Origin of the sequence: Siphonobacter sp. BAB-5385 (assembly GCF_002261125.1) — a bacterium.
GTDB lineage: Bacteria > Bacteroidota > Bacteroidia > Cytophagales > Spirosomataceae > Siphonobacter.
In genome coordinates this window covers 16,286-39,205 of the sequence record NZ_NMPS01000094.1, presented here as the reverse complement: position 1 = coordinate 39,205, position 22,920 = coordinate 16,286, and the positions used below count along the sequence as shown (strand labels likewise).

19 protein-coding genes are annotated in these 22,920 nt (G+C 49.1%); 5 read left to right on the top strand and 14 right to left on the bottom strand.

Annotation, left to right across the window (positions count from 1 at the left end):
* Positions 1 to 297: 297 nt before the first annotated feature.
* The 8 genes from gpmI to BWI93_RS09670 all read right to left on the bottom strand — a co-directional run bounded on the left by gpmI (position 298) and on the right by BWI93_RS09670 (position 9,562).
* Positions 298 to 1,824: a 2,3-bisphosphoglycerate-independent phosphoglycerate mutase gene (gpmI, locus tag BWI93_RS09705; RefSeq protein WP_094810653.1), complete on the bottom strand. Its 1,527-nt coding sequence runs from the start codon at positions 1,822 to 1,824 to the stop codon at positions 298 to 300.
* Between the two features lie 111 nt (positions 1,825 to 1,935).
* Positions 1,936 to 2,454 (bottom strand): low molecular weight protein-tyrosine-phosphatase, encoded by a 519-nt coding sequence (locus tag BWI93_RS09700; protein WP_094810651.1) that lies wholly within the window; start codon positions 2,452 to 2,454, stop codon positions 1,936 to 1,938.
* A 489-nt stretch (positions 2,455 to 2,943) separates the two neighbouring features.
* Complete coding sequence (locus BWI93_RS09695) at positions 2,944 to 3,240, bottom strand: septum formation initiator family protein (RefSeq protein ID WP_094810649.1); 297 nt, start codon at positions 3,238 to 3,240, stop codon at positions 2,944 to 2,946.
* 99 nt (positions 3,241 to 3,339) lie between these two features.
* Positions 3,340 to 4,620 carry a phosphopyruvate hydratase gene (gene eno, locus BWI93_RS09690; protein WP_094810647.1) on the bottom strand — a complete coding sequence of 427 codons (1,281 nt, stop codon included), beginning with the start codon at positions 4,618 to 4,620 and terminating at the stop codon, positions 3,340 to 3,342.
* Positions 4,621 to 4,793: 173 nt separating this feature from the next.
* The gene (gene udk, locus BWI93_RS09685; RefSeq protein WP_094810645.1) at positions 4,794 to 5,465 is read right to left on the bottom strand and encodes a uridine kinase; all 672 of its coding nucleotides are present in this window, start codon (positions 5,463 to 5,465) and stop codon (positions 4,794 to 4,796) included.
* Positions 5,466 to 5,529: 64 nt separating this feature from the next.
* Positions 5,530 to 6,834, bottom strand: coding sequence for a D-alanyl-D-alanine carboxypeptidase/D-alanyl-D-alanine-endopeptidase (locus tag BWI93_RS09680; RefSeq protein WP_141217415.1), 1,305 nt, complete (start codon positions 6,832 to 6,834; stop codon positions 5,530 to 5,532).
* 116 nt (positions 6,835 to 6,950) lie between these two features.
* Positions 6,951 to 7,364, bottom strand: coding sequence for a T9SS type A sorting domain-containing protein (locus BWI93_RS09675; protein WP_094810641.1), 414 nt, complete (start codon positions 7,362 to 7,364; stop codon positions 6,951 to 6,953).
* A gap of 2 nt (positions 7,365 to 7,366) precedes the next feature.
* A complete protein-coding gene (locus tag BWI93_RS09670) occupies positions 7,367 to 9,562 on the bottom strand; it encodes a hypothetical protein (RefSeq protein ID WP_141217414.1) in 2,196 nt (731 codons plus the stop codon).
* A gap of 192 nt (positions 9,563 to 9,754) precedes the next feature.
* Here BWI93_RS09670 and BWI93_RS29510 point away from each other — a divergent pair, with 192 nt between their 5' ends.
* Positions 9,755 to 10,531 carry a DEAD/DEAH box helicase gene (locus BWI93_RS29510; protein ID WP_369679131.1) on the top strand — a complete coding sequence of 259 codons (777 nt, stop codon included), beginning with the start codon at positions 9,755 to 9,757 and terminating at the stop codon, positions 10,529 to 10,531.
* Positions 10,438 to 11,658 carry a helicase-related protein gene (locus tag BWI93_RS09665; protein WP_369679130.1) on the top strand — a complete coding sequence of 407 codons (1,221 nt, stop codon included), beginning with the start codon at positions 10,438 to 10,440 and terminating at the stop codon, positions 11,656 to 11,658. The genes BWI93_RS29510 and BWI93_RS09665 overlap by 94 nt, the downstream gene beginning before the upstream one ends.
* Position 11,659: 1 nt before the next feature.
* On the opposite strand, the gene BWI93_RS09660 is transcribed toward BWI93_RS09665, so the two are convergent.
* Positions 11,660 to 12,253, bottom strand: coding sequence for an OmpW family outer membrane protein (locus tag BWI93_RS09660; RefSeq protein WP_094810637.1), 594 nt, complete (start codon positions 12,251 to 12,253; stop codon positions 11,660 to 11,662).
* A 356-nt stretch (positions 12,254 to 12,609) separates the two neighbouring features.
* On the opposite strand from BWI93_RS09660, the gene BWI93_RS09655 reads away from it, so the two are divergent.
* The gene (locus BWI93_RS09655; protein WP_094810635.1) at positions 12,610 to 15,435 is read left to right on the top strand and encodes an outer membrane beta-barrel protein; all 2,826 of its coding nucleotides are present in this window, start codon (positions 12,610 to 12,612) and stop codon (positions 15,433 to 15,435) included.
* 25 nt (positions 15,436 to 15,460) lie between these two features.
* A complete protein-coding gene (locus tag BWI93_RS09650; protein ID WP_094810633.1) occupies positions 15,461 to 16,222 on the top strand; it encodes a GLPGLI family protein in 762 nt (253 codons plus the stop codon).
* A gap of 171 nt (positions 16,223 to 16,393) precedes the next feature.
* Here BWI93_RS09650 and BWI93_RS09645 read toward each other — a convergent pair whose 3' ends face one another.
* The 5 genes from BWI93_RS09645 to adhP all read right to left on the bottom strand — a co-directional run bounded on the left by BWI93_RS09645 (position 16,394) and on the right by adhP (position 21,644).
* Complete coding sequence (locus tag BWI93_RS09645; protein ID WP_094810631.1) at positions 16,394 to 17,485, bottom strand: ferredoxin--NADP reductase; 1,092 nt, start codon at positions 17,483 to 17,485, stop codon at positions 16,394 to 16,396.
* A gap of 171 nt (positions 17,486 to 17,656) precedes the next feature.
* On the bottom strand, positions 17,657 to 17,866 hold the full coding sequence (locus BWI93_RS09640) for a hypothetical protein (protein ID WP_094810629.1): 210 nt from the start codon (positions 17,864 to 17,866) through the stop codon (positions 17,657 to 17,659).
* A gap of 166 nt (positions 17,867 to 18,032) precedes the next feature.
* Positions 18,033 to 18,914 carry a dienelactone hydrolase family protein gene (locus BWI93_RS09635; RefSeq protein ID WP_094810627.1) on the bottom strand — a complete coding sequence of 294 codons (882 nt, stop codon included), beginning with the start codon at positions 18,912 to 18,914 and terminating at the stop codon, positions 18,033 to 18,035.
* Positions 18,915 to 19,090: 176 nt separating this feature from the next.
* On the bottom strand, positions 19,091 to 20,401 hold the full coding sequence (locus BWI93_RS09630) for a metallophosphoesterase (RefSeq protein ID WP_094810657.1): 1,311 nt from the start codon (positions 20,399 to 20,401) through the stop codon (positions 19,091 to 19,093).
* Positions 20,402 to 20,609: 208 nt separating this feature from the next.
* Positions 20,610 to 21,644 carry an alcohol dehydrogenase AdhP gene (gene adhP / locus BWI93_RS09625; protein WP_094810625.1) on the bottom strand — a complete coding sequence of 345 codons (1,035 nt, stop codon included), beginning with the start codon at positions 21,642 to 21,644 and terminating at the stop codon, positions 20,610 to 20,612.
* Positions 21,645 to 21,899: 255 nt separating this feature from the next.
* On the opposite strand from adhP, the gene BWI93_RS09620 reads away from it, so the two are divergent.
* Positions 21,900 to 22,919, top strand: coding sequence for a J domain-containing protein (locus BWI93_RS09620; RefSeq protein WP_141217413.1), 1,020 nt, complete (start codon positions 21,900 to 21,902; stop codon positions 22,917 to 22,919).
* Position 22,920 lies beyond the last annotated feature (1 nt).

The window sequence follows — 22,920 nt, the reverse complement described above, 5'->3', positions numbered from 1 at the left end:
AGGCTGTGCCTACCGGGCGGGACGCACCCATACTCCGCATTGCATACGAGGCCAAGTACAAGGAACCTCTTCGGCGTTAGCAAGCTGAAGGGAGCGGCTCTTTCGGATTTGTAATTCCGAGAGCGATCTGAACGAAATTTATAATCCCGTGCCTTGCCTGTGCAAACCAGCCGGATTTCTAATACCAAGCGTGAACAGCAAAGTTTTACTTCGCGATAGTTGACAGCATAGGCATAAAAAAACGTCTGAACCTTATGTCCAGACGTTTTTTAGTATTCAAGTAACGAAAACGAATTGCTACACCAACACGTCTCCCGTCATGATTTCGGGTTTTTCAATGCCCATCAGAGCCAGAATGGTTGGAGCGATGTCGCCGAGTTTTCCATCTTTGATCGCTTTGTGATCATCGTCGAGTAAGATGCACGGAACCAGGTTCAGGCTGTGCTGCGTATTGGGGCTACCGTCGTCGTTGATCATGTAATCCGCGTTGCCGTGGTCGGCTAGTACAATCACCGAATACCCACTGTTGCGGGCGGCGGTGACAACGGCGTTCAGTGACACATCTACAGATTCGCAGGCAGCAACTACGGCTTCAAAGCTACCCGTGTGGCCTACCATGTCCGGATTGGCAAAGTTCAGACATACGAAATCCGCTTCTCCTTTTTCCAGTTCAGGAACCAAGGCATTCCGAACGTCATAAACCGACATTTCGGGTTTCAAATCGTAGGTAGCCACTTTGGGCGACGGACACAAAAGTCGATTTTCTCCTTCAAAAGGTTCGTTACGACCTCCCGAGAAGAAGAAAGTTACGTGCGGATATTTCTCCGTTTCAGCAATCCGGATTTGTTTCTTACCCGCTTTCGAGATGATTTCACCCAGCGTAGCGGGTAGGTTGGAATCGTCAAAAATCACATGAACACCCGTAAACGACTTGTTATAGTTCGTCAGCGTCAGATACCGGATGTCGAGGGTATGCATACCGTATTCCGGGAAATTTTCCTGCGTTAAAGCTTTCGTGATTTCCTGCGGACGGTCGGTACGGTAATTGAAACACAGAACGACGTCACCTTCCTGAATGGTGGCAATCGGCTGGTCGTTTTCAGTCAATAAGATCGGCTTGATGAACTCATCTGTTACTCCTTCTGCGTAGGACTGGAGCATCGTTGGAATCAGCTGATCGGCGGGCGTTAGTTGACCTACGCCTTTCACCATCACGTCATAGGCCAGCTTGATGCGTTCCCAGCGATTGTCCCGGTCCATGGCGTAATACCGGCCCGTAACACTGGCAATTTTCCCAACAGAAGTGGGCAGAAAATGCTGTAGATCGGTTAAGTAGCCTACACCAGATTTCGGATCGGTATCCCGGCCATCGGTAAAGGCGTGGATGAATACGTCCTGCAAACCGTTGTCTTTGGCAACGTTGCAAAGGGCTTTGAGGTGATTGATATGGGCGTGTACGCCGCCATCGGAAACCAGTCCAATGAGGTGTACCGGTTTCTGATTCGCCTTGGCGTATTCCAGAGCCTCTACCAATACGGGTTCGTGGCGAAGGGTATCCTGCTCGATGGCATCATTCAGCCGTACCAGACTCTGCTTGACGGTACGACCCGCTCCAAGGTTCATGTGACCTACTTCGGAGTTGCCAAACTGACCCACGGGCAGACCTACCGCCGGGCCGAAGGTGACGAGCGTAGAATGCGGATAATTCGCAAATAAGGAATCGTAGAAAGGCGTTTGAGCCGCAATGATCGCCGAACGGTCTTCTTCACCTTGTTTGGCAATGCCCCATCCGTCGAGGATGACTAAGAGAACTTTTTTGCTCACGATATTTAGGGGATGAGAATGGACCTATCAATGGAATTCGGAGCAAAGGTAATTTGAAGGAATCAGAATCGGGATAGAAGTTTATGAAAAGCGGCGGATAAAAGCCCGGTCTTAACCCTGACGAGCCGTTAAGCCATGCTGCTCAACAATCCAGTCCAGTAGTTTCTTTGTACTACGCTCGGCAATCTGGTAAACTTCTTCGAAAGCTTCATCCGCCTCGTAATACGGATCGGGCAGGGAAGGAATGGTCATGCTGGAAGTATCCACCAGGGGATCAAATTTCCGTAGGAGAAATACCTGCTCGTGACGGGGATACGCTCCGCTGAATTGGTGAGACATGGCCTGAATGTTATCGAAGTTCGAATCGTCCATGCCAATGATGTAATCAAAATCCACAAAATCAGACTTGCGGAGTTGTTTGGCCCGGTGATCGAGTTTCAATCCATGCGATTCGGCATTCCGGCGGGTACGGTGATCGGGACGATTACCAATTTCGTAGGTACTCGTTGCCGCAGAATCGCAGTAAATTTGATCGGATAGCCCGCGTTCTTCCACCGCTTTTTTGAACAAAGCTTCCGCCAGCGGCGAGCGACAGATATTTCCCAGGCAAACAAAAAGAACATTAATCATTGTCTTGTTTTCGATTGGCAGTTTTCAGTTTTGAATGCTGAAAATAGATCAATTAGTATTTCCTGACTAGAGGGTGTCAACCCAAGGGGGTACTATCCATAATCCTATAAATCGGTAGGGCTCAGATACTCTGGTAGGCTCTTCGCTGTTCCAGATTACAAATCTGGAACTTGACAGCTATGCATTCGCAATGCCTGGGAGCTTTACAAACCGCTTTCGGATTGCAAAACCGGGCAGTTGGAAACTGCTTAATGGTGGGTATAAGTTTGGAAACTTGCACCAGTTGTCCCTCTTTAATCAAAACCCCAACCCCGGAGGGGTTCCATGTGTTTAGCCCCGTATGCAATGCGGGGTATGCCCGGTAGACACAGCTTACCAACGTTCAACATCCGCAGCAAATACTACGGCCAACGCACTAAAACCTAATCTTACAGGTTTCAACCCTTAAACCAATCTCAACCTTCAAACCTACCTACAACCCTCAAATCCTCACTCCACCGGATTCCCCTGCTCATCCACCAGTACAAACACCTCTTCGTTCTCTTTTTTCATGTGGTACTTTTCCCGGGCAAACGTTTCCAGCGATGTGGGCGATTCGTTGATGGCTTTTCGCTCGTCATGTACCCGGACGATTTCCTTTTCCATGAATTTCTTCTGCTCTTTCAACGCAACCAGTTCACGACTCATTTCCCACTGTTTGAGGGGGCTGTAGTCGCTAATACAGATCATGACGAACCAGACGATTGCCGCCAGGATACGAAATTGAGAGGGCTTGAAACGAGACATAGTCGAGAGGGGATTACACCTTTGTAACAAAAAAATGGGCTATGGGTTTAAGCTCTCCGAAAAGAACCCAAGCCCATAGCCCAAAAGACTGCCAGCGAATTAGAACGCTTTCAAGCCGGGGAAGTACGCTGAATCACCCAGTTCCTCTTCGATCCGGATCAATTGGTTGTATTTCGCCATACGGTCGGAACGAGAAGCAGAACCCGTTTTGATTTGACCCGTATTCAGAGCAACGGCCAGATCAGAAATGGTAGCATCTTCGGTCTCGCCCGAGCGGTGCGACATGATGTTGTTGTAGCTGTTACGCTTGCCGAGGTTTACGGTATCGATCGTTTCGGTAAGGGAACCAATTTGGTTTACTTTCACCAGTACAGCGTTGGCTACACCTTTTTCGATACCCATTTCCAGACGCTTCACGTTGGTTACGAACAAGTCGTCACCCACCAGCTGCGTTTTTGAACCGATGCTGTCGGTAAGGGCTTTCCAGCCATCCCAATCGTCTTCGGCCATACCGTCTTCGATGGAGATGATGGGGTATTTGTTCACCCATTCCGTCCAGTACGAAACCAGTTCAGAAGACGTCAGTTCGTCTTTCGTTGATTTCTTGAAGATATATTTACCCGTTTCTGCATTGTAGAGTTCAGATACGGCCGCATCCATCGCGATGAATACGTCTTCACCCGGACGGTAACCGGCTTTTTCAATCGCCTGTAATACCGTTTCCAGAGCTTCTACGTTCGACTGAATGTTCGGAGCAAAACCACCTTCGTCACCTACGTTGGTTGAGTATCCTTTTGATTTCAGTACACCTTTCAGGGCGTGGAATACTTCCGTTCCCATACGGAGGGATTGCGAGAACGTTTCTGCTTTAGCCGGAACAACCATAAACTCCTGGAAGTCGATCGCGTTATCAGCGTGAGCACCACCGTTGATGATGTTCATCATTGGTACGGGCAGCGTGTTGGCGTTAACACCACCGATGTAACGGAACAGGGGCAGACCCGCTTCCTGAGCCGCCGCCTTAGCGATTGCCAGCGACACGCCTAAAATGGCGTTAGCTCCGAGTTTGCTCTTGTTGGGCGTACCGTCCAGCTCGATCATGATCTTGTCAATCATGTTCTGCTCGAATACAGAAATACCAAGAATTTCAGGGTAGATCAGTTCATTGACGTTTTCAACGGCTTTCAACACGCCTTTACCTAAGTATACAGACTTGTCGTCGTCGCGAAGTTCAACCGCCTCGTGAACGCCCGTAGAAGCTCCGGAAGGTACAGCAGCCCGACCCAGGAAGCCATTTTCGGTGCGAACGTCTACTTCAACGGTTGGGTTGCCACGCGAATCCAGAATCTGGCGAGCGTGTACGTACTGAATCGTACTCATAGAAGAGAAAAGTTTATGGTTATTTCCTGTCGTGAAAAGAGATGAAAGAGGGAAGGCAAGTGACCTTCGCGAACCACGTCCGCTTTCTTTGATCCCGCAAAATGCCCTGCAAAGTAACGCATTTTGCCAGTGGTCTGAAAGTCCTGAAAAATCAATTTTCCGGAGAAGCCTTTTTACCGAGCCTGTTCAGGGTCAATTGTACCCGGATTTGAGCTTCCTGACGTAGTAATCAGCATTCTCAGGTAATGGACCAGCAAGTCCAGCCCTTTTTCAAAGTGTTCGTTGTTGGGAATGACAATATCCGCCTGAGCCCGGAAGGGTTTGATGTATTTCTGATAGGTTGGTTTGACGTGGTGCTCCCAGCGGTACAATACGTCGTTGATGTCGTAACCCCGTTCTTCGGCATCGCGACGAATCCGGCGGTTCAGCTTCACCTTGTTTTTAGCATCGATGAAGACTTTCAGATCCAGCATGTTCGCAATTTCTTCGAAGTAGAATACGAAAATGCCCTCCACCACAATGATGGGCGAAGGCTGGAACGTCAGCAAGGCCGGAACAATCTCCGGGTTGTTGAACGTGTATTCCAGTTTTTGCACCAGTTTCCCTTCCCGAAGGTCGTGAATGTGCTGAGCGTACTGCTGAAAATCAATGGACTCGGGAAGATCAAAATTATGGACACCGTGCCGGTCCAGCGGAATTTCGTGCCGGGGCCGATAGTAGTTATCCTGTGAAATTAATGTGATTTGTTCCTGGGGAAAAGCCGCTAAAAGGCTTTTCAAAAACAACGTTTTACCCGACGCACTACCACCCGTAATGCCAACAATGAAAGGTTTTTGGGACTGCATGTATTGTGGATTTCCGCGACAAAAGTACGTAAGAAATACGGATAATAAGTACGGAACGCTTGCTTCAATACTGCTCGTGAATGGCCGTGAGTACGCGTTCAACTTCCTTCCGTACCTCACTCGTGGGTTGGTTGAAGTTATTATTCATAAAACTGACCAGTAGTGTTTTACCCGTTTTGGTCAGCAAATAGCCACTCAGGTTGTAGCAGGCGGATAGCGACCCCGTCTTCCCAAACAGGTACGGTTTTCCATCGGCGGAGCGGTAACTATTCCGAAGCGTACCACTTTGTCCACCCACGGCCAGTAGCGTGAAAAGCCGCTCGCGGGGCACTTCGGCGAGTAGTTTTTCCAGTAACATCACGATACTGCGGGGGGTGAAGAGATTGTACCGGGAAAGACCCGAACCGTCTACCCAGTGTGGAGCATCGGGCAAATCCCTTAGGTGGTTATTGAGGATGTAATCAATCGCCGTACCGGGATCGAAAGGCTGTTCGAGTTTGGCACAAACGAGTAGGAGAATCTGCTCGGCCAGGAAATTATCCGAGGGCTGAAGCATGCGTTTAAAAAGGGTATCACTCGCTACCGAACGCAGGGGCTGATATACTTTCGACGTAAAAGCGGGTAACGGCGTAATGGGTTTTTGCAGCGTATCACTGAGTAACTGCAGGGTTACTTCCGTCGAAGTCCGGAAAGGTACGTCCTGTTCATACCGCAGGGGAATCGGTGCCTTCGTACCGTAAAACAGGTTTTCGGTTTCCGCCCTGCGAACCTGAAAATCCCGACGCAATGTATCCAGTGTATACCGGAATTGGCTGGGATTGGCTTGTACCGATTGGGCCGATTTTCGGGTAAACCGAACGACATTGCCGTATACGGGAAGGCTGGTTCGTTCGGCCTGGTAATAGTCGTTGTAGTCATCCCAGGCCCAGCCGGGGCCGTAGGGTTTAAGGAGCGGATTGCCGGGCCAGAAGTACAGCTTTTCCGGACGGGATTGCAGAAAATCCACCACTTTGGTACTCGGCAGATTAGGATTGAGCAGTGAAGGATCGCCTGTACCCCAGAAAATCAGTGAATCCTGCTGAACGACGTATCGCAGGGCTTCGACCGAATCGCCCAGCATTTTCATTCCCGCATAAAAGGTAAAAAGCTTGGTGTTGGAAGCGGGTACAAAATAGCGTTCGGCATTGTGCTGGTAGACCACTTTCCGGGTATCCGCATCCAGAATCATCAGTCCGGCGTGGTGATGCTGAAACGCGTTCGACTGCCAGAGCGTATCCAGCGAAGTAAGCGAGGACCGCTGACGACTTACGCGGCAGGAAGACTGCCCAAGCAGGACTAGGCAAAGGAGGCAATACCAGAGAAATTTCATGGGAGAAAGGGTAATTCGTGCCTTAAAGGTACGCGTCACCAGGTTAAAGAAGAGCGTTAGAAGCACAAAAAAGCCGGGTGAGATAAGGCACCCGGCTTTTGGTAACGTATTGGTTTTTATTTGGCAATCACGACCCGTCGGGTAATGACTTCGGCGTCCGTCTGGAAGCGAATCAGGTACGTACCCGCGGGCAGATTTGTCAGCGACAAGCGTTCCCGCAAGGAACCTGGATTGGCGATGGTTTTCTGATAAAGCGATTGGCCAAACAGGTTCGTGACTGAAAGACCTAAAGATTTGGTGACTGAAGGAAAGTCCGCTTCCACCAAAAATTCACCCGTATTGCTGGGGTTGGGTGATACCGCTATCGTGGCCCGTTGCAGCGTAGGCTCCACTGAAGTAACGACCGGTTTTGCCCGTTGAATATACAAATTATCGATGCTCCAGCCCCAGCCGTGCGAAAGCTGATCGGCAAATAAGCGGAAACGAACCAGTACCTGCTGCCCCGGACTGAAATAACCCGAACCCAGCATGTTCACTTCACGGCGTTTGTACAGACCTGCCGTACCGACGTAGGTAGAGTTTTCGGCTCCATTCGCCCGGACGAGTTGCGAGTTATAGGCCGTGAGCCATTCGTTGTTGGCCCGGGCATCCCAGCCTCATCAAAGGGTACCCAGGTTTTGCCACCATCCCTTGACCCTTCCACTACTACATAATCATAGAAGTCGGAACTACCGAAAATAGAACCTGCGGCTCCCGGTTCGACCAGACAGATTTCATCGAACCGAATAAAGGGGTCCTGATCCGAAAGCCGGATGGGCTTCAGTAAGATATAGGTATAGTTCGCTTCGTAACCCTGACTGGCGGGGCCATCGACGTAGGGGTGATCGGAATGAATAGCTGCATCAAGAAAACCCGTCGGCGTAGTAATCTGGAATCCATTCCCCGAAAAATCATTCGCTGCGGTCGTCGCATTGAAATCATTGACGTACTCCGAAACCGCAGTACCCACGCCCGCTACGTTGACGGTGAAGTACCCCGTGGCCGGTAGTGTAGCCTGGTTACGGGCTTTAGATCGGTCACGAGCTACGATTCGGTATTCAATTTTATCGCCGCCTTTAATTCGTCCCGATGCAAACGTTAGTACGCCGACCGCGTAGATGTTGTTGCTGCGAACGCCATTGGTGACGTAGTAGCCTAAGCGAGGCATGGGTACCGAAGGCTGAGCTACGCCATTGATCCGATAATCAATGTAAGTGGTATCAATACCAAAATCAAAGTCATCAAAAACATCGGCAGTCAGAATCAGCGAATCTGCTGTGGATAAAATCGTTGATTGGGGAACGTGCGTAATGGTGGGTGGCGTATTGTCGGTACCAATGCGGAAGGTCCAGAGAGCCCGGCCGGGAGCTTCGGCGGGGCTAGTGAAAACGCGGTTGGAATTATCCTCGGCCGTAATCCAGTAACGGATGATTCGGGGAGTATTCGCCGCCGCCAGCGTATACGTATATTCCGAACCCGACTGGGTCATGTTGACAGTTGTCGCATTCGCCCGGGTCGTATCGTTGATCGTGTAGGAAAGCCGTACGTTCCCTTTCAACGTAGTATCACTAACAACTGTTGCCCGGAAAGTAATGGGTCGTCCGAGTAAATCTTCCGAATCCCGAAGGCGTTCATGCAGGATGGAGGTAGATTTCCAGCCCATATCCGTAAAGATGTTCATGACAATGGGGCCCGGATTCTGGTTGACTTCTCCCCGGGCCAGCGAGGGCGTCATCAGGGCATTGGCCGTACCCGTACGATATGTTGTTTCATCGAGGTGCGAAATACTCGATCCGACGCTGTAAGTGGTGGGAGCGTATAATTTCGGCTTCGTACCACCATTGCGTTGCGTAGCAAGGGGACCGTTGAAGAACAGGTTATTGCTGGTCAGTTGTCGGTACAGCTCGTTGGAAGGATTGCTAAATAGCGTTTGATCGATGAGCTGCTGATTAGTGGCATTCACTACAAAATGGTCGAACGCTTCGGGATAGCCGTAATTCGAATCATTGCCCCAGACGCCGATTGGGTTTTCAGCGTAGAAAGAACTCGTAAAGCCTAAACCGTGGCCCAGCTCATGCGTGACGACGGTGACCAGATCCTGACGACCCCGTGAACCGTTGGCCGCTCCATCCGTACCCAGATACCAGTTTACCTGACTGTTGCTATTAAACTGACAGTAAATATCGGGTTGATCGCCGTTGAGATTCTGACGGGCTAGTTTCTCGGCCAGTGCAATCGGATACGCAGTATTGGCTTTCAAGGCTCCCTGCACACCAGCCACGTATGCGTACGGGCGGGCACCTCCCAGGATGATGGAACCGTTTGAGTTGCCGCCCAGGTTCGTCCAGATGGCTCGCACGCGAATCGGTATGGGTGAGACAATCAGGGAGGACCAGATGTCTACGGCGTATTGAAAAGCGACCCGGGCACTGTCCGAAAAACCTTCGTATTCGACAATGATCTGGGCTGTCGTCGCGGTGGTACGTCCGCCGCGTCGCCGCAGGAATTCCGGTGGAGGACCAATGCGGCTATCGGTCTGACCGGTTGAATAACAAACGGTTCCTTTCGCGGGTAAGAAGATCAGGTCAGAGGAAGCAGTCGTACGAATTTTCTTGGCTTGTGGCAACGTTCTCTGACCCCAGGCCAGTCCACTAACCAAGCAAAAACATAAGAGTAAAATTTTTTTCATAGCACGAGTAAGGTAATCTTTCTAACGATACAAATTCTATCTGTGAATTGTTTTTACAACCCTTGCGTAAGAACCCAGAAAGGATTCTCTTTCAATTACGCGATTTTATAGTCAAACGCGGCACAAGCTCGTGTTATTTTTGGACAAAATTTAAGGAGCCTGGAAAACTGGAAAAAGAGGTAGCTTTTGACCATGACGATTGACGAACTATTAAAGCAGGTATGGGGGTACGATGCTTTTCGACCCATGCAACGGGAAATTATTGAATCAGTACTGGCTGGGCATGATGTACTGGCCCTGCTGCCCACGGGAGGAGGAAAATCCGTCTGCTTTCAGGTGCCGGCCCTGGCTCAGCCGGGCTTGTGCCTCGTCATTTCGCCTTTGATTGCCCTGATGAAAGATCAGGTGGAAAACCTGCGAAAACGCGGTATACACGCCGAAGCCGTGTACTCGGGCATGAGCTACCGACAGATTGATCATACGCTGGATGCCTGTATTTACGGTGATGTGAAATTTCTGTACGTATCACCCGAGCGTTTGCGAACCGAGCTGTTTCGGGTACGGGCCAAGCAAATGAAAATCAACCTGATTGCAGTGGATGAAGCCCACTGCGTGTCGGCCTGGGGTTACGATTTTCGACCACCGTACCTGCAAATCGCTGAGTTCCGGGAGCTTTTCCCCAAGCTGCCTTTGCTGGCTCTGACGGCTACGGCTACACGAGAAGTCAAAGCCGACATCGTGCAAAAACTGGCCATGCGGAACGAGCGGATTTTCAGCAAAGCTTTGCCCGGCCTAATCTTTCCTATTCGATTATTACGACGGAAGATAAGGAAGTACGCTTACAGAAAATCCTTACCAATGTCCCCGGTACCTCCGTGGTGTACGCCCGGAGCCGCCGCCGTACGCAGGCCATTGCCAACGAACTCAGCCGCCGGGGTATTCCGGCGACGTTTTATCACGCGGGCTTAAGTGCCTCGGACCGAGCCATGCGGCAGGAAGCCTGGCTTAAGGGGCGTATACGGGTGATGGTGGCGACGAATGCCTTTGGGATGGGGATCGATAAACCCGACGTGCGGACGGTCATTCACCTGGATTTGCCGGATACCCTCGAAGCCTATTTTCAGGAGGCCGGACGCGGCGGTCGGGATGGGGAAAAAGCCTACGCCGTAGCTCTGGTAGCTCCGGGGGATGGAAAAGAGTTGGTTAAACAGGTAGAGCAGCAGTATCCCGAACTGGATTTTGTCCGCCGGGTTTACCAATGTCTGGCGAATTATTTCCGGCTGGCCATTGGAGCGGGTGAGGGGAGTAGTTACGATTTTGATCTGAATGACTTTCAATCGACGTTCGGACTGGCTACGACCGATACCTACTACGCCCTGAAAATTCTGGAAAGTGAGGGATTCATTCAGATGAGTGAATCGTATCACAATCCGTCCAAACTGCATTTTACGGTCAATAGCCGCGAATTATACGAATTTCAGGTACGCAACGAACGCTTTGATGGCTTCACGAAACTGCTGTTACGGATGTACGGCGGAGCCTTATTTACGGAATACCTGATTATTTCGGAATCCGCCATCGCTAAAGCTTTTCTGGTACCAGAAGCCGAAGTACGGACGCTATTGTATCGGCTGGAAGAATTAAATGTAATTGAATACGATCCGCAAAAAACCAAACCGCAGCTAACCTTCATTACGGCCCGGTACGATGCCGCTGGCCTGCCGCTTTCGGTACGGGCCATTGCGGCCCGCCGCGACCGCGACCTGAGCAAAGTACAGGCCATGATTGCATACGTGGGCAACACGACTCGTTGCCGCACGCAGCTATTACTCGAATATTTTGACGAGCCTACCGATTACGAGTGCGGGATTTGTGATACCTGCGTGGCTCGAAAAAAAGCCCGGCAAACGGCGGGCTCGATGACGCAGGAAAAGCAACGAATCGTAGATGTATTAGCGAGTGGACCCATTACCATTCAGCAATTAGTGGCTCGTTTAGCCCCGAAGAATGAAAACGCTTTTCTGTTACTTGTTCGGGAATTAGTAAGTGAAGAAGTAATGGCGTATGATGCGTTGGGGAATTTGTATTTGCGATAATCTAGGGAGTAATAATACTATAAACGATACCAAAATTAGCTTGGAAATATTTCCGGGCAATTCCAGCTCCTTTCGGAAAGATGTAGTCGTATTCACCTTCTAAAAAAAACGCAAAATTGGAAGATAAAGGCATTTGAAAGCCAACTTTGGGGGCAATGCCGAAAGAGGAACTTTTAAAATTACTAAAAATCTCACTGGCCGTATCCCGGTAAGAGCCACTACCTTTCGTCAGATAAACACCCGTTTTGATACCAACATAGGGACGAACGCCTTGGGTAGTGAAAAAATACTCTGCCGTCGCAGTAACGGGCGTAAGTTGAGTTTTGCCCTTACCTTCAATAACTACTTGATGATTGTTGTCCAACGTTTGAACGCGAAAGGTTTGGGATAATCGATCTACGGAAACGCCGACAGCGAAGTGAGGATTGAGAAAATAGCGGCTTTGTAAACCAAATCCTATTTTACTTTTATAATTATCGTAAGGTTTTGCATGAATGGAAGCAGAACCATATACACCGGCCTGAATTTGCCCCTGTACCGGCGAGAAAACGAATGAAAATAAGAGTATACAAAAGCCAGTAATAAAAAATTTCATAGTAGCGTTGGATAAAGTTGAATCGCGACAAAATAAAAACAGCCTTCCCTAAAAACAATCTTTTAAATTCTAATTTTTCCTGAAAGCAATAAGGTAGGATTTAATAGTAGCATCTGTTTTTTAATTATGTCTGTAAAGAGGGGTATATAGTCCTTAATTGAAAGAAGATAGAGTTAAAGTAAATTTATATCATGACATGCAACCTTACCTTTGCTTTTTTCATCTTTCCGCACGAGTACCGTTAGGCAACGCTATTTTCCTTTTAACACATTTTAACTAATGTATTCGTTGTTAAACTAAAAATCTCGTTCATCTTTAGCGTTCGGATTGAATGCCTCCCTATCTAAACCTTCTCTATGCGTCACTTTCTACTGAGTGCCTGTCTGCTCTTACTGGCTTTTTGTACCCATGCCCAAACGCGGGTGGTGGTGAAAGGTCGTATGGTTGATACGACCAACGCTGCTTTACCCTTTACAACGGTTATGTTACTGACGCCCAAGGATTCGGCTCTGGTGAGCTACGCCCGGGCGGATGAAAAAGGAGCATTTGAATTCAAGAATGTGAGGCGGGGAACGTACTTGCTCAAGACTTCCTACACCGGTTATTTACCTTTTCAGAAAGAGTTTACACCCGGCGAGGCAGCCGTTACGGATTTGGGTGAGCTAACCATGAAGCCCATTTCCAAAGAGCTCTTTGAAGTAGTCGTGAAAACGGCAAAAGCTCCCCTGAACATTCGTGGCGATACCATCGAATACAACGCCAGCTCCTTTAAAGTACCACCGGGATCTACGGTGGAGGACCTGCTTCGGCGGTTACCCGGTTTCCAGATTGAACAGGATGGAAGTATCCGGGCTCAGGGACAGGAGGTGAAACGCGTAACCGTCGATGGGAAGAACTTTTTTGGCGGCGACCCTAAAACCGCCACCAAGAACCTGGGAGCCGAGACTATTGATAAAATCCAGGTATACAATAGTAAATCTGAGCAGTCGAAAGCGACGGGTATTGACGACGGTAAGAAAGAGAAAACCGTCAACCTCGCTTTAAAAGAAGAGTATAAAAGAGGAGGGTTTGGAAAGATCAAAGCAGGAGTGGGTACGGACGAACGCATAGATGTTCGGGGGAACTACAACAAATTCGACGATAAGCAGCAGTTTGCTGTCGTTGGGTTCGGCAACAATATCAATCAATCGGGTATGAGCTGGGATGACCGTCAGGATTTCTACGGTAGTTCAGCCTACCGTTGGGATGAAACGGATTTTGGCTTCGGCGGAGGATTGACCGGCAGTGACGGCGGCGGCGATGGGGTCATCATTCAGGGCGGCAACGTCATCATTATGAATGGTGGGGGCGGCGACCGGGGTTTCAACAATTCGTACGCCGGGGGTCTGAACTACAACTACGAAACCAAGAAGAAAAAATTCAGCTCCAACTACTACTATAACCAGCGTCGGAACTGGATCGATCAGGTTTCCAAACGGCAGAGCATTCTGGCAGATAATGAATTCGAGACCAATACGACGTCTAATGAATACACGAAAAATGATAACCACCGCGTACAATTACGGTACGAGGATAATCTCGATTCACTCAATACACTGATTCTGATTGCGAACGGTACGATCAATAACCAGACGTATACCCAGGGTAAACAGGAAGAAAACCTGCGGTCAGGAGGACGTTTGACGAGTCAGACCACGCAGGATAACCGGAACACCAGCCAGACGATCAATTTCTCTGGTTCGGCCCTGTACCGGCATAAATTCAAGCAAAAAGGCAGAAGCTTTGCCGCCAGTGCTACTTTCAATCTGAACAATGGCGATGCAGACGGACTGCAAAAATCGGACAATGAATTCTTTGTGCCGGCTGAAACAGGTGCTTTGCCGCCCCGTCAGCTCAACCTGCTAACGGACAACACCAATCGTCAGAATCAGATCAGGACCAGCTTGTTCTACGTACAGCCCGTGACCAAACGAATTGCCTGGGAAAGTTTTTATAACTTCGGAGTACGGCAGGATAAGGTAGACCGCAACGTGTATGACCAGCAGGAAGGTAATCGGCGAAACGATACGCTGAGTCGCTACTACACCAATCAGGTTATGCACAACCGGCTGGGTACGGGTTTTCGCTACAACTACAAAGGCCTCAACATCGGAGCCGGACTGGCGGGTATTCAAATGAACATTTCGGGACGGTTTGCAACGGATCAGAACGCGAGCCAATTCATGAATGTCGATCGATCCTATACGGTGGTTGTACCCGGTGTTAATATGAACATCGATCTGAAAAACAACCGCTACCTGTACATGGATTACTCCGGCAGCGTGCAGCAGCCTTCGGTTCGTGATCTGCAACCTATCATTGATTATTCCAACCCGCTTTACATTACGCAGGGAAATCCGGACCTGAAACCTACGGTCAGTCATAACGCGTACGCCGGTTTTCAGTATTTTAACCCGTCGTCCTTCACGCGGTTTTTTGGAAACATCAACTACTCGTACAACGTCAATCAGGTCGTCTACAGCCAAACCATCGACTCGTTGCTGATTACCCGCACGAAACCCATTAACCTGACGGGTGGACAGAATTATGGAACGTACCTGAACGTCGGTTTCCCACTGAAGAAAAACAAGGCTAACATTGGGTTAAATACCAGTATTAACTTTGGTCGTAGCTATACGCTTATTAATGAAATCCAGAACCGGACCAACAGTAATCGTTATAACTGGGGACTCAACCTGGACCTGACGCCGAGCGAAAACTTTACGTTCTACGGAAATGCCAACTGGTCGTATAACCTGGTGAAATATTCGATTAATACGGGCCAGAATCAGAACATCTGGAATTCCAGCTATAGCGGGCAGATGAACGTGAAAGGTCCTTGGAGCATGTATTTCAACGCGACTTTTAACTACAACATTTACAAAAATGACCGCTTCGGACTGGATCAAAACATCCCAATTTTGAACATGGCCGTGTATAAGTTATTGGGTAAGAGCAAGAAGTCAGAAATTCGCCTGTCGGCCTACGATGTCTTCCGCCGCAACCTCGGAATCAACCAGGGAGCCTCCGGCAACTTCTTTACCCAGACGCAGGTACAAACCATTACCCGGTATTTCATGCTCAGCTATACGTACAACATGCGGGGCATCAAAGCCAATCTGCGTAATAATGGTGGGTTCTAAGTCAAGCACTGTATTCAACGAATCAATGAAAAAGAAAGTCATACAAACCCTGATCCTGCTCGTAACAACGCTTTCGCTGGTACAGGCTCAGGACATTGAAGGGGTCGTGAATTACGAACGGAAAACGTACTGGACCAAGCTCATCGCCAAACTGCCTTTTTTGAGTCAGGAAGAAAAGGATCGGGCAAAGATGATGTGGGGGAACGACGACGAAGAGAAAACGAAACTAAAACTGGTCTTTACACCCGCTCAGAGTGTGTATACCTATGAAAGCGAACAGGGCGAAACCGACGATGGTCGCTGGTCGTGGCGGCAGGACGACTACCTGGTCCAACGGGATTTTGACAAGGAGATTATTACGGAATGGCATGAAATGGGGGGCAAAACCTACCTGATTCAGGATTCACTCAAAATTCCCAAGTGGAAAATACTGAATCAGTTGAAAGACGTTGCGGGCCACGTGTGCATGAAAGCGGAGATGGAAGACCCGGCCAATCAGCAGAAAATTGTAGCCTGGTTTGCCGATGATTTACCCGTGTCGGCGGGTCCCGAACGGTTGTTTGGCTTGCCGGGAATCATTCTGGAACTAGATTATAATGATGGAGTCACCGTAGTAACGGCTACAAAAATTGACCTGAAGAAAGTAGAGCCGAAGCAATTGGTCTTACCGAAAATGAAAGGAAAGAAGATCAATCTGGCCGAACGCGACCGGATCATTAAAGAACACATCAAAGACAGTATCAAGGCTCAACGTAATCCGTATTGGGGCATTAAACCTTGGAATTAGGAGAATTTAGGGTTTTGTGTTTCGTGTTTTGAGTTAATTATCGGGCCACGTAGCATCGACAGCAATCTAATCGGGTAACCATGTGTGTGCTCTAACATCGTTGTACAAAAATGAGGCACCAGTAATCATGGCCGTTGTAACTCTAAACTCTAAACACAAAACCCTAAACGCTTACTCAATTTCCACCACAACCCCCTCGGTCAGCGGGTGGGCTACGCAGGTGAGTACAAAACCGGCGTCGATTTCCTGCGGGGAAAGGCCATCTTCTTCGTCCATGAGTACCTTGCCCGATTTGCAACGACCCATGCAGGCCGTACACATCCCAGCCTGGCAGGAGTAAGGTAGATCAATGTCCATTTCCAGTCCTGCTTCCAGAATCGTCTGGTGAGGCTTTACCTCCACTTTGTATTCAGCCCCTTCGTAGATGATGGTCACGCTACGGGTTTTGAGTTTACTATCGTCTTCATCTTCCACGACTTCCCCGTGTGTATCTTTCGAGGGAGCAAAGCTTTCCTTGTGAACCTGATCTTTAGCTACACCGAGAATGGATAAGGCGTTCTGTACCTCTTCCATCATGCCGTCGGGTCCGCAGATGTAGTATTCCGCCGAACGGGCGTTCACACCGAATTCGTCCAATAAACGAATGGCCGCCTGTTGATTAATCCGACCCGTACGTTCATCCCAGCTTTGGGGCTGGCTCAGTACGTGCACCACTTCCAGGCGATCGCCGTACTGGTCCTGCAACTGCGAAAGCTGATCACGGAAGATGATCCCCGTTTCGATACGACTGCCGTAAAAAAGCGTGACTTTAGACTGGGGTTCGCCGGGCAGGGCCGTTTTGATCATCGACATTAGCGGCGTTACGCCACTACCCGCACCGAAAAACACCAGATGACGGCCTTTGTTGGATTTGAAAAAGCTCAGACCGCCCGTTTTCTGGGCTTGCGGCTCGTACACAAAATGGCCCATCGGCTCCATCACTTCGATGACATCACCCACTTTTACCTGATCGTTGAGGTAATTGGAGACCAAACCATTGGGCAGCCGTTTGACCGTAACCGCGATGGAAGCATCTTTGGTGGGCGAGCTGGACATGGAGTACGCCCGACGTAATTTTTTGCCTTCGACGGTGACGATCAATGTCAGAAACTGACCAGCTTTATACGGAATAGTGGCGTGGGGTGGGTGCCAGAAGTGAATCGTAACGGTATCCTCCGTTTCACGAACGACCTCTTTTACCGTTAAATGAAAATATTTGCTCATTGGGAATAATTAACCGTTGGCAGTCAACACGACTAAGGACGTTGACTATGTATGAAAATCAGAGAACCCATCGGAATGAGTCTCTGCTGAAAAACGAAAAGCAAAGGTACAGTCGATCATGAAAAAACCTGTCCTTGTGAGACAGGTTAACCCTAGAAAGTACGTTTGCAATTATTTATAACTGGGACAGCCGCAGCCTTTGTCTTTTTTCCGGAACAAACCCCACATGAAACCTTTCTTTTTGCGATACGAGCGTCGCTTCCGAGCGTGGGCCTGTTCGGTTTGTACCGTGGTGCCCGACGAAGGGCTTGGAGCTGAAGCGGAGGCGTACTCAGGCAACACCATAGCTCCAATCAGTAACGTGAATATCAGCTTTTTCATTGGATCATGTCGTTTACAGGATAGTAACGCAAAGTACGGACGGTTTAGTTTTCAGTTTTTAGTTTTCTGTTTTCAGAAACTAGTCTCACGTTGAGCTTATTACTGCGTGAGACTTCGTGCCTTGGCACCTTCGTGGCAAAAATTCTGCAAACAGCAAACCGAAAACTTATAGCAGCTTTTTCTTCAGATATTCCGACGAATGCTGAAAGGCGTCTTTCGTAGCGGCTTCATCGTAGATCGGGTTGCTGGGATTAGCAAAGGCGTGGTCAGCGTCGTACATTTTCACTTCGATTTTTTTACCGGCCATTTTCATGTTTTTCTGAAACTGCTCCACTACGGTTGGAGGAATGCCTTTGTCTTTCGTACCGAAGAAACCGATCACGTCTGTTTTCAGGGCTTTCAGTTTATCAATATCCTGCTCCGGACGACCGTAATACATCACGCAACCCACCGCCTGTGAACCTTCCAGCAGGGCGGACTTCAGGGAAAGCATGCCACCAAAGCACCAGCCAATCGATGCAAACTCAGCTTTAGGACCACCGTAGTTAATGCCCGCTTTCATGATTGATTCCAGACGCTCGGGTTTCGCCTGACTCATGTATTTTCCGGCGTCTTCGCGGGTGGTAGCTACATTGCCGTCGTACATGTCCAGAGCCAGTACGTTTACCTTGCCGTCCAGTTCGTTGTAGTACTTTTCAGCTTCCTGCTTTACGTAATCGTTCAGGCCCCACCATTCCTGATAGACCAGCAGATATTTGTTCGAGGGGCTTTTAGCCTTGATGAAAAAGCCGTTTGCCGCTTTTCCATCGGGAGCATCCATCTTGATCATTTCGCCACCGGCCTTACTAACGAAGGTGAAAGGTAGAGGTTCTACGTGCATAGCCTGAAACTCTTTGGTAGAAGCCATCAATTGCATGGGATCGGGAGCCAGCCCTTTGGCCTGATCCTTCGTTTCGTGACAGGTTGCAGTAGCTTCTTCACAGCAGCTTTGGCCGTAAGAAAGCATTCCGTTCATAACCAAACCAAGAGCAAGGAGTATTTTTTTCATAACATTCGGGATTTGAATCGGGTGAACACGGTAGTTAAGGTAAAAACAAGCCTGCGAAAAAGATGTTTCAACCGATAAAAAGTTAAAGCCACGCAGAAAATTTTCTACGTGGCTTTTTAATATCCAATAAGTAGGAATGGAAGACTCGATACTTGAAGAACTAGCAACTCCGTTTTCTATCCTTTCTTCAATTCAAAAATCGTAATCTCCGGGGGCATCCCTACGCGTCCCGGGTAGCCAATATAGCCATAGCCCCGATTTACGTATAATTTCTGATCGCCTTGTTCATAGAGACCCGCCCACTGTTTGTAGCGGTACTGAACCGGGCTCCAGCGGAAGTACTTGGTTTCGACGCCAAACTGCATTCCGTGCGTATGGCCGGCAAACTGTACATCAATATCCGGGAACAGCGGACGAACCTGAGCATCCCAGTGGCTCGGATCGTGGGAGAGTAGTAATTTCACCGGAGCTTCTTCCGTTCCGGCCGCTGCTTTTTTTAGATTTCCGTACTGAGCAAAGCCGCCCGTACCCCAGTTCTGAATCCCAATAATGGCCAGTTTTTCACCACCCATTTCCAGGAAACGGTGTTCATCGAGTAACAGATCGTATCCCATTTCGCGGTGTACCCGTTCGAGATCCAGTAGGTTCTGCCGTTTTTCCTGGGCACTGTTCCAGGCTGCGTAGTCACCGTAATCGTGGTTACCCAGGGTTGAGAAAACGCCCAGAGGAGCTTTCACTTTATCGAATACATCTTTGTAGTCTTTTACCTCGATGGCCCGATCGTTCACTAAATCACCAGTAAAGAAGACCATATCGGGTTTTTCGCGAAGTAGCATTTCAATACCGCCCTTCACCGCCGTTTTATTAAAGAAACTACCTGAGTGGATATCCGAAATCTGGGCGATCCGTAAGCCATCAAATTGCTTGGGTAGGTTTTTCAGTACCAGCGGTACGCGGCGGATGCGGTAATCGTGGGCTCCGGATACAATGCCATACGTAAAAGCGATGGCCGGAACCGCGGAAGCGACCAGAGCGGATTTTGCCAGAAATTCTGAACGGGAAATCGTATCCGGATCACGCAGTTGGGCCGTTGGAGCTGGTACAGCCACATCGGGAGCGTTCGCCACAATGGGGGTATCGACCGTAGACGAGGAGTTAAAATGGGAAATGACCCAACGGAAGGCCCGACTGAGATCGTCAAGCAACAGAAAGGGTACCATGAAGATCTTGCCCAGGTAACCAATCAGAATGTAACTAAACAAAAACCCACGTACAAATTTAAAACGTCCCCAGAAATCGCTACCCAGCGTAGCGGAGAGGGCAAACATAAGTAAGGCAACCACGGGAAAACTCCAGTACAGTAATCGGGCAAAGCGTTGCCAGCCCGGTGAAGCCTGTTGGGTAGCGGCCTTCACCGCCTGGAAACCGTACCAGTCTACCACCAGGAGGACGGCAAGGGTTATGATTAAAGTGAGACTTCTATTCATGAGGGAAGCGTTAAAACCAAGTTCTGAGGATTGAAACAAGCGTACCACCGGAGATAGTTCAAATCGGGTTAGTTTTGGGATGAATGGTGAATCCTGAGACTGAAGGGTTTGAAGCGAGTGTGCTTCAACCTGCTGTAACAAAAAAGGAGCTAAACCTTACGAAAAAGTTTAGCTCCCTGGTAGGAAGCGTACGCTGATAAACCTAGACTCAGGCCGAAGCGATTTCCATCACCATACGGCCTTCGATCGCTCCTTTTTTCATTTGATCGAACACGTCATTAATGGATTCCAAAGGAGTCGTATGCACGGTCGCCCGTACTTTCCCTTCGACGGCAAACTCGATTGCTTCCTGGAGATCTTTACGCGTACCGACGATAGAACCGCGAACGGTGATACGTTTCAAAACGGTTTCGAAAATGGGTAAATCAAAGCTTCCGGGAGGTAAACCGTTCAACGCAATGGTTCCTTTTCTGCGAAGGGCTGCGATGCCTTGCCGGAAGGCAATGGGTGAAACCGCTGTGACCAGTACACCGTGCATACCTCCTGCTTCCTTTTGCAAGTATTCGCCCGGATTCTGCGTTTTTGCATTGACTACCAAGTCGGCTCCCAGTCGTTTCGCTAACTCTAATTTATCGTCCGCTACATCAATAGCCGCAACGTGCATACCCATGGCTTTCGCATATTGTACGGCTACGTGGCCCAGGCCGCCAATTCCCGAGATGGCCACCCACTCACCGGGTTTGGTTTCAGTTTCTTTCAACCCTTTGTACACGGTTACGCCGGCACAAAGAATGGGAGCCATCTCAATAAAGTTGACGTTCGAGGGGAGCTTTCCTACGTATCGGGCATCGGCAATGACGTACTCGGCGTAGCCACCGTCTACACTATAGCCGCCGTTTTGCTGACTCTCGCAAAGCGTTTCCCAGCCAGTAATACAATGCTCACAGCAACCACAGGTACTATAGAGCCAGGGTACGCCAACGGCATCACCTTCTTTAACGTTGGTCACATCCGGCCCTAAGGCTACGACATACCCGACGCCTTCATGTCCAGGAATGAGCGGTAGCTTGGGTTTCACCGGCCAGTCGCCACCTGCGGCGTGCAAATCAGTATGACAAACGCCACTAGCGATTACTTTAACTAAGATTTCGTTACGACCGGGTCGGCGAACCGGCATTTCTTCAATGGATAGGGGTTTTCCGAATTCACGGACAACCGCCGCTTTCATAGTAAGGGGTAACATAGAAAACGTGTTTAGATAGATGAAAGAATACGGGTAAAGGCAATGACTAATCCTGCTTCAAAGGAAAAGGATAACCTTTACTTGGTACGTCTTCAATCCTATCATAAAAACGAACGATTCTATCAAGGTGAAGCAGGATCCTGTACGATCGTGAAAGGCCTACTTATTGGGCTACGATTTTTAAAAGACACTCGGTAGGCCCTATTCTTTTGAACTAAACTCTTCCCGTACTTTGCAGTTTAATCAGATTCACGCGTGGAAAAGTTAATACCGACCCCTGGAAAAGCGACGCTATCCGACGTGCAGGAAACGTTTCAGAAGTACCTGCAACGAATCGAGCAGCTACGGCAGGACCTTCAGAATTACGAAAGCTGGGAGGCAATGGCCCGCGAACGGGTGAAGCAGGAAATTCTACCGCTGGAAGAAGCCGTAGTAGACGCTCACGTCCGCCGGGTACATCTTTTCAATGATGCCTATCATTCCAAGGCCTTCAAAAAAGCGGAGAAAGGGGCTTTACGGGAATTTATCATCCAGGAATCATCGGTACTGATCCGACGGTTTGGACGGGAAGAGCTGCGGGCCATCTACAATGAGCATACGGGCCAGGAAACGAAAGCCGAGAAGGACCGACTTGAGGAACTGAAAGAGCTGTTTTCTCAGCAATACGGCATTAGTTTTGAAGGCGTCCGCCTCAAGAACGAGCAGGAATTAAGAGCGTATGTAGCCGAACAGATGGCGAAACAGCAGGCCCGGCAGGAGGAGAAACGACAGAAACGAGCGGAGAAAAAGGAAAAACGAAAGCAAAAAAAGGCCGTACAGCTACCCGAAGTCGTACCGACTGAACTCATCCCGTTGCGTAAATTATACATGAATCTGGTGAAACGCCTGCACCCGGATCGTGAGCGTGACGAAGTACAACGGGAGCATAAAACCCGGCTGATGCAGGAGCTTACGGAAGCCTATCAGCAGGGCAACTGGTTTGCCTTATTGAAATTACAAAGTGAGCAGCCCGAGGCTAGTCAGACGGACGATTTTCAGGAAATGGCCGCGTACAATCAGGCTCTGAAAAAGCAGGCTGATCAGTTACAAAGTCAATTGAACGAAGTACGGAAAAGTGATTTTCAGGCCCGTTTCGTAGCAGAACCCCGGCAGATGGATGCCAAGTTTGCTCAGGAAATTAAACGCCTGAAGGCTACGATTCAGCAATTGCAGGAGGAATTAAAACGCAGTCGAAATCCAGAGCATTTGAAAGATCTGATTCGCAATTACGTATAAG